The sequence below is a fragment of the Lysinibacillus sp. NPDC094177 genome, assembly GCF_050279145.1.
In the GTDB taxonomy this organism is placed as follows: Bacteria; Bacillota; Bacilli; order Bacillales_A; family Planococcaceae; genus Lysinibacillus.
Genome location: NZ_JBNNTW010000003.1, coordinates 288,024 through 295,042, shown reverse-complemented (window position 1 = coordinate 295,042; position 7,019 = coordinate 288,024). Strand labels below are relative to the sequence as shown.

Genomic DNA, 7,019 nt, shown 5'->3' with positions numbered 1-7,019 from the left:
GCAGCAGTTGGTTTTTGCGCGAAAGCGAAGCGGCAGCAGCAGTTGGTTTTTGCGCGAAAGCGAAGCGGCAGCAGCAGTTGGTTTTTGCGCGAAAGCGAAGCGGCAGCAGCAGTTGGTTTTTGCGCGAAAGCGACGAGGTTGGTCACGAAGGCGTTAAAACAAGACGTGATGCTTTTAGCCTTCGTTCCTATACCCGCTTCGCTTGCGCTCATTCACCAAGATTGCGCCTGACCATTTTATTTTTAACCAAATATAAAAGCACTTTGCTATAGACAAAGTGCTTTCATAATAAATTATTTTAATTTCATAATACTCGATCCTGCAATACCTGGATGTGTCATCTCATATGGATCTAGAATTAAATCTAATTCCTCTTTCGTTAGTACACCCTCTTCAAGGCAAAGCTCACGAATTGAACGACCTGATAGGATTGCTTTACGCGCAAGGCGTGCAGCTACTTCATAGCCAATATGCGGGTTCACTGCTGTTAACACACCAACACTTTTTTCCACATATTCTTTCATGCGATCTTCGTTTGCTTCAATATCCTTCAAGCAATTTTGTGTAAATGCTCGGAACACGTTATTCATAATACTAATAGATTGAATTAAGTTAAAGACAAGCACAGGCTCCATTACGTTTAATTCTAATTGTCCTGCTTCTGATGCTAAAGAAATCGTATGGTCATTACCGATTACTTGGAAGGCCACTTGGTTAAGAACCTCTGGCATAACAGGATTTACTTTCCCTGGCATAATAGACGATCCAGGTTGACGAGCTGGTAAAACGATTTCTCCTAATCCAGCGCGTGGACCAGATGCCATTAAACGAAGGTCGTTAGCAATTTTTGACATATTAATCATACAAATTTTTAATGCGCCTGATACTTCTGTATAAGCATCGGTATTTTGTGTTGCATCCACCAAATGTGTAGCGCCTTTAAGCGGCAAACCTGAAATTTCAGCAAGGTGAACATCAACTGATTGAATATAATCAGGAAATGCATTTAATCCTGTACCAACAGCTGTTGCTCCCATATTTACATCATATAAATTTGGGCGAGTTTGGCGAATACGCACAATATCACGAGTGATAACGCGGCAATATGCTTCAAATTCTTGCCCTAATCGAATCGGTACAGCGTCTTGTAAATGCGTACGACCCATTTTAATAACATGCGCAAATTGCTCCGCTTTTTGGTGGAACACCGCTTGCATGTTTTCCATTGTAAGAAGTAGTTCATCTATTAAATTCAACACAGCAATATGAATTGCTGTTGGGAAAGCATCGTTTGTTGATTGTGACATATTAACATGGCTGTTTGGGCTAATTGTATGGTAGTCCCCTTTTTCTTTGCCTAGAATCTCTAAGGCACGGTTAGCAATAACCTCGTTGGCATTCATATTAATGGATGTGCCAGCACCACCTTGGATTGGGTCAACGATAAATTCAGCATCCCACTCACCATCAATAACTTCTTGTGCAGCCTCGACAATTGCATCTCCGATTTCTTTTGAAAGTAGGTGTACCTCCATATTACTTAAAGCTGCTGCTTTTTTAACAATACCCATTGCTTTAATAAGCGCTGAATGGATCGTGTAACCTGTAATTGGGAAATTTTCAGTTGCACGAAGAGTTTGAATACCGTAATAAGCATCGCTTGGTAAGGCACGTTCACCTAAAAAGTCTTTTTCTATACGTTGTGTGGACATAATTGTCGTCTCCTTTTATGTAATACTCACACTTGATAGTAGCTAATTAATCTCGTATTGTAAACAGTCAATTGTCCGAAAACGAAAAATAATCATTTCGCCTTGGCGTAATTGTAGCTGCCGCTTCACTTTCGCACAAAAAAGATATATTGAATGAAGATAAAAACCGAGCGCAGTTTTTACGCTCGGTTTCCATTATTTATTAGAAGACACTGTAAAACGGCTGTTTACATGCTTTGGATTTTCAATCTCATCTAACACCGCAATGGCATAATCTGCATAGCTAACATAACTTTCCCCAGCAGCATTTACTAATAAATGATCTTCTCCAATAGTATAGCTTCCTGTACGTGAACCCTCTGGATCAAAGAAAGCAGATGGGCTTAAAAATGTCCAAATAATAGTAGATTGTTGTAAGTCATTTAGATTTTCTCCTTGGTTTTTAGCTGTCGCATAAAACATTTCTGGAAAATCAGGTGTATCCATTACGCGTACAGTCTTGTCTGGATCTACAAACAGACTACCCGCACCACCGACAACAAATAATTTTGTATCAATACCAGTGAAAATATCAATTAAATGACGGCCAACTTTCACATGTAATTCCTCTTGACCAAAAGGAGCACCAAACGCATTTACGACTACGTCAAAGCCTTTCACATCTTCTTGTGACAATTCAAATACTTCCTTTTCAATTACAGGAATATTTGCCGTTACTTTTGAAGCTGAACGTACAATCGCTGTTACATCATGACCACGTTGTAGTGCCTCCTCTACAATTTTTTGTCCTGCTTTCCCAGTTGCACCAATTACCGCAATTTTCATATTATTATTCCTCCTATTTATCATTTGTAACTATTTTGGTTACAGGTTAGATACAAAAGACCGACTTCGTTGATGTTAACGAAGTTGATCTAGCACATCCTGTAAAGTTTGTGCTTGTAGTTGTTCTTCCATTGCATGCCAAACAGATGTATAAACACCTTCCAATGTATGTTGGATTTTTTGACCAACCGTACATGCTGGATTTGGCTCATCATGAATCGCAAATAGCTGTTCTGGCCCATCAATCGCATGGTAAATAGTTAATAGCGTTAAATCTTTTGGCTCTACTAATAAGTCATAGCCTGCAATTCCTGGTTGTGACGTAAGCAAGTCCGCTTTTTTTAGCACCCCGATCATACGTCGTACGACAACCGGATTCGTATTCACACTCCCTGCGATGAAATCAGATGTCAACTGGCTTTTATCAGATGTTGTTGCAATGAGCGAAAGTATATGGATCGCTACCGAAAATCGACTGTTCACCATATGTATCACCACCTGTTGTAACTATTATAGTTACAGGCTTAAATAAAAGCAATTATTTGTACCTGTATTTATTTTTTGCTATTTTAAAGGGCATTATACGATAACTATATTTTCTTTACGTAAATGACTAATTCTTGTCGTATTTCCCCATTTTCCTCGTAAAAGTCTAAGTTATGGAATTCATACTTAAAATGGCCAACTGGAAACGTCACACTTTCCCCCTGCGTCGCAGCTAATATGCCTGCCACATCATGTGACACCATCTGTAAAAGCTCTGTACCTGTAAACGCTTCTATAAATATCACATTCATCATAAAACACCTCCTCAGCTATTATAGCGTAGTAGGCGCTTACATTTATAGTCTTTCTTTATAACCTTTAAGGCGAATTTCCTCAATGACTTGCATCATTTTATGTATTTGCTCCTGTGTTAATTTTGTAGAGATGTGTGAAAGCTCATGTTGTTGAATAGATTCCTCTTTTTGCTGAGAAATATTCGTAAGCAAGTTCGTCCTTAAACGCTGCTCACGTCCTCTTCCATCTATTTGAAAAATCAATGATCTCCTCACATCATTCACCTCTAAATATTTATTAGGACTTCCAGATTAAAACTTATATCGGAAATATTTTCATAATTTTAAACATTCTTCATAAGATTACTGGAATTAAGTTCTATATTAAATAAAAAGAATCTCTCTTTTGGCGTTTTGTCTTGCGCTTTGCGGGTTCGGCTTTATTATTCGTCGTTTTGGCCATTCTTTCCGTCGCTTTGGCATTTCTATCCGTCGCCTTCACTTCTTTCCGTCGCTCTAGCCATTTTTTCCGTCGCTTTGGCTTTTCTTTCCGTCGCTCTAGCCATTCTTTCCGTCGCTTTGGCTTTTCTATCCGTCGCCTTCACTTCTTTCCGTCGCTTTGGCCATTTTTTCCGTCGCTTTGGCTTTTCTATCCGTCGCCTTCACTTCTTTCCGTCGCTTTGGCTTTTCGATCCGTCGCCTTCATTCTTTCCGTCGCTTTGGCATTTCTATCCGTCGCCTTCACTTCTTTCCGTCGCTCTAGCCAATTTTTCCGTCGCTTTGACTTTTCTTTCCGTCGCTTTGGCTTTTCTATCCGTCGCCTTCACTTCTTTCCGTCGCTTTGGCCATTCTTTCCGTCGCCTTCACTTCTTTCCGTCGCTCTAGCCATTTTTTCCGTCGCTTTGGCTTTTCGATCCGTCGCCTTCATTCTTTCCGTCGCTTTGGCTTTTCTATCCGTCGCCTTCACTTCTTTCCGTCGCTTTGGCCATTCTTTCCGTCGCTTTGGCTTTTCTATCCGTCGCCTTCACTTCTTTCCGTCGCTCTAGCCATTCTTTCCGTCGCTTTGGCTTTTCTTTCCGTCGCCTTCACTTCTTTCCGTCGCTCTAGCCATTCTTTCCGTCGCTTTGGCTTTTCTTTCCGTCGCTTTGGCATTTCTATCCGTCGCTTTGACTATTCTTTCCGTCGCCTTCACTTCTTTCCGTCGCTTTGGCCATTTTTTCCGTCGCTTTGGCATTTCTTTCCGTCGCTTTCACTTCTTTCCGTCGCTCTAGCCATTCTTTCCGTCGTTTTGGCTTTTCTTTCCGTCGCTTTGGCATTTCTATCCGTCGCTTTGACTATTCTTTCCGTCGCCTTCACTTCTTTCCGGCGCTCTAGCCATTTTTTCGGTCGCTTTGGCTTTTCTTTCCGTCGCTTTGGCTTTTCTATCCGTCGCTTTGGCTTTTCTATCCTTTGCCTTCACTTCTTTCCGTCGCTCTACCGTTTCTTCCGTCGCTTCACTTGTTTGTACGCTAAAAAAACAGCAACCATAACGGCTGCTGCTTCTGTTTAAACGGCTATTGGTGCTTTAATTGTTGGGTGTGGATCATAGCCCTCGATAGATAGATCTTCTAGTTCTATGTCGAAAATTGACGTTTTATTTGGATTAATTTTTAAGGTTGGTAGGTCCTTTGGCTCGCGTGAAAGCTGTTCTTTTACTTGCTCCACGTGATTTGAATATATATGAGCATCCCCAATGCTATGAATAAATTCGCCAACTTCTAAACCACATTCATGTGCAATTAAATGTGTCAGTAATGCATATGATGCAATATTAAATGGACAGCCTAATAAGGTATCAAGGCTTCTTTGCATTAGCTGACAGCTCAATTTACCATTCGCGACATAAAATTGGAACATCACGTGACACGGAGGTAATGCAGCTTTACTGCCCTTTGCTCCAGCATTGATAACATCCTCTGGATTCCATGCATTAATAATTATGCGTCGTGAATCTGGATTGTGTTTGATTTGATCGATTACATCTTGCAATTGATCGATGCTTTCCCCTGTTGATGTTGTCCAATTACGCCACTGCTTGCCGTAAACATTTCCAAGCTCTCCGTATTTACGTGCAAATTCATCATCCGTTAATACACGCTCACAAAATGATGCTAATTCTTTTTTATAGTCAGCATTGAAAGACTCGTCCACTAAGCAACGTCGACCAAAATCTGTCATATCAGGACCTGAATATTCATCAGACTCAACCCATTTTTTAAAAGCCCATTCATCCCAAATATGATTGTTGTTTTGCAGTAGATAACGAATATTTGTATCCCCTTTAATGAACCAAAGTAGCTCGCTTGCTACAAGTTTGAATGGTACACGTTTAGTCGTTAAAAGAGGAAAGCCTTTACTTAAATCAAATCGCATTTGATAACCAAATACACTATATGTACCGGTTCCTGTTCGATCTTCCCTTTTAACACCATTTTCTAATATATGTTGTAGTAAATTTAAGTACGCGATTTCTGGATGCGTCATGTCAATTACCAGCTCCTTCAAGTATGCTGTTGACCATTATAACATCTAATAACTACATTTTGACGTTCAAAAAATAAAAACAATATTTATATGTTTGAGCCAAAGGAATTGTTATCCAGCTCTTTTGAAACTTCACTTTCAATCATGACAAAGAACATTGGCAACAAAATAATATTAAATAAAATGGGTCCAATAATAAGCAATAGATCAATGCCTGGGGAAAAATAGAGACCAAACGCAGTCAGTAACCCTGACATGACTAGAAAAACAATTTGCACACCAATAATCATGATCGGAATGATTTGATACATATAGTTAAGCTTTCGGAACTGATGCATGTTTTCTGGATTTTCAATAATTCTCTTTTTTAAGCGCCTTGATAAACATATACAGGCAATAAGTTGTGCAATAATAAAGCTAAAATAAATAACACTTTGTTGTACCATTTGTCCTTTCATAACCGTGCCATTAAAATGTCCTACCCTCTGCTGTAGTAGCTCGTTGACAGCTCCCTCATAAACATAATCCTGCTCACTAAAATAAGTGGGCAGTTCCACAAAGCCGAGAGTTGCCCAATCCTTTGCGTTAGCTGTCCAGTCGACTAGTTTGCTAGCCGAAATGCGTAATTGAACGGCATCATTTTCACCAAACATTCCTACTAAAAAAGTATATGGTATCGCTACCTTCATTTGTCCATCTTGTTTTTCATTAATTAAATCTTTAATAGAGAAAGTATACGCAACATCCGTCTGGTGGGCTTCATAACGAGCATCACCAATCTTCCAATGACTTGCTAAAGAAGATTCAATATTATTCTTCATTTCAACATACGGCGTATTATTATGTAAATGCTTTGGAATCTTATAGACAAAACGATTGTCACCCCCAATAATACAAATATCTACTTTCACCGCATCATTCTCAAAATTCTTAGCGATTGTTGTCATCGGGTACGACATTATAACCACTATAAAAAAAAGGATTAGTGGCAATCCTTTCTTTTTCATGCAACGCTCCCCCTTTTCGTCACATATGCTAGATTTACACTATCATAGGCTACACCGAAAAAACTACTTCGTTATTCCGAAAAAGCAATAGTGGTTTTCCGAAACACCTTTTTCGGTATTCCAAAATTACCAATAATTATGGATAATATATAGGTACTTAAGATTGAAATGGG

Annotated in this window: 9 protein-coding genes; 2 read left to right on the top strand and 7 right to left on the bottom strand. The window is 39.5% G+C overall.

Annotated elements, in window-relative coordinates:
• The coding region (locus ACQKNC_RS07555) for a hypothetical protein (protein ID WP_427424228.1) at positions 1-272 on the top strand (272 nt) is incomplete at its 5' end.
• Between the two features lie 21 nt (positions 273-293).
• On the opposite strand, the gene aspA is transcribed toward ACQKNC_RS07555, so the two are convergent.
• From aspA to ACQKNC_RS07530, 5 genes are all read right to left on the bottom strand, one after another.
• Entirely contained in the window at positions 294-1,712 is a 1,419-nt protein-coding gene (gene aspA, locus ACQKNC_RS07550; RefSeq protein WP_427424227.1) for an aspartate ammonia-lyase, read from the bottom strand.
• Between the two features lie 195 nt (positions 1,713-1,907).
• Complete coding sequence (locus ACQKNC_RS07545) at positions 1,908-2,537, bottom strand: NAD(P)-dependent oxidoreductase (protein ID WP_427424226.1); 630 nt, start codon at positions 2,535-2,537, stop codon at positions 1,908-1,910.
• 75 nt (positions 2,538-2,612) lie between these two features.
• Entirely contained in the window at positions 2,613-3,023 is a 411-nt protein-coding gene (locus tag ACQKNC_RS07540) for an Rrf2 family transcriptional regulator (protein WP_427424225.1), read from the bottom strand.
• A gap of 104 nt (positions 3,024-3,127) precedes the next feature.
• A complete protein-coding gene (locus tag ACQKNC_RS07535) occupies positions 3,128-3,337 on the bottom strand; it encodes a thymidylate synthase (protein ID WP_427424224.1) in 210 nt (69 codons plus the stop codon).
• 42 nt (positions 3,338-3,379) lie between these two features.
• Entirely contained in the window at positions 3,380-3,580 is a 201-nt protein-coding gene (locus ACQKNC_RS07530) for a hypothetical protein (RefSeq protein ID WP_427424223.1), read from the bottom strand.
• A 577-nt stretch (positions 3,581-4,157) separates the two neighbouring features.
• Between ACQKNC_RS07530 and ACQKNC_RS07525 the strand changes: the two genes are divergently transcribed.
• Positions 4,158-4,865, top strand: coding sequence for a hypothetical protein (locus ACQKNC_RS07525; RefSeq protein ID WP_427424222.1), 708 nt, complete (start codon positions 4,158-4,160; stop codon positions 4,863-4,865).
• Here the strand turns inward: ACQKNC_RS07525 and ACQKNC_RS07520 are convergent.
• Complete coding sequence (locus ACQKNC_RS07520) at positions 4,862-5,839, bottom strand: thymidylate synthase (protein ID WP_427424221.1); 978 nt, start codon at positions 5,837-5,839, stop codon at positions 4,862-4,864. The genes ACQKNC_RS07525 and ACQKNC_RS07520 overlap by 4 nt on opposite strands.
• Positions 5,840-5,925: 86 nt before the next feature.
• Positions 5,926-6,846: a hypothetical protein gene (locus ACQKNC_RS07515; protein WP_427424220.1), complete on the bottom strand. Its 921-nt coding sequence runs from the start codon at positions 6,844-6,846 to the stop codon at positions 5,926-5,928.
• Between the last annotated feature and the right edge of the window lie 173 nt (positions 6,847-7,019).